This is a genomic window from Planctomonas deserti (assembly GCF_003067705.1).
Taxonomy (GTDB): Bacteria; Actinomycetota; Actinomycetes; order Actinomycetales; family Microbacteriaceae; genus Planctomonas; species Planctomonas deserti.
Map to the genome: position 1 here is coordinate 1 of NZ_QANL01000070.1, position 668 is coordinate 668.

The 668-nt window shown below is 67.4% G+C and carries 1 protein-coding gene; it reads right to left on the reverse strand.

Going from position 1 to position 668, the window contains the following annotated elements:
• Positions 1–456, reverse strand: a 456-nt coding sequence (locus DAI20_RS19590) for a M13 family metallopeptidase N-terminal domain-containing protein (RefSeq protein ID WP_205781507.1), incomplete at its 3' end; no start/stop codon positions are given.
• Between the last annotated feature and the right edge of the window lie 212 nt (positions 457–668).

Consider the following 668-nt stretch of genomic DNA (forward strand, 5'->3'; position numbering starts at 1 on the left):
GTTGAAGGCCACCGGGATGCCGACCTGGTGCAGCGCGGCGATCGATGCCGGCACATCATTGGCCTTCTTGATGGCGTTGATGCGGGTCAGCAGCGGGGCGATCGGGTTGGAACCGTCCGCTTCCACGGCGGCTTCGTCCAGGCCACTGGCCCAGAAGTCGCCCAGCAGTTTCTGCACGTTGCCCTGCGGCGATTTCATCGCGGCGTCGAGCAGTTCACGCTGCTGCTGGCGGCTGCGGTCGACCAGCTGGCCCAGCGCGGTGGTGGCGCCGGTCTGCGGCACCGGATTGGCCTTCAGCCAGCCTGCGTTGGTAGCGTCATAGAAGTCGCTGCACTGGGCACTGACGGCCGGAGCGCGTGCGGCCTTCTTCTTGGCGGCGGCGAACGCATCGTGGGTCGGGACCAGGGTCGCCAGGCTGATGCCCAGGGCGATGGCAAGCGGACGGAAGTTGGGCATGTGGAACGAATCCGTGATGGATTGAGGGCGCGCGCACTATAGCAAGCCGCGCATCGACGCGGCATGCACGCATCACGCCGCGCTCGCAGGGCGCCGCCAAAAACAAAGGCCCGGGAATTCCCGGGCCTCTGCAGGTCTGCCGCAGCGTCAGCCGTGGCTTACCAGATCACCACCTGCTGCTCGCCGGTGCGGGCCATCGGCGAACCGGCCTT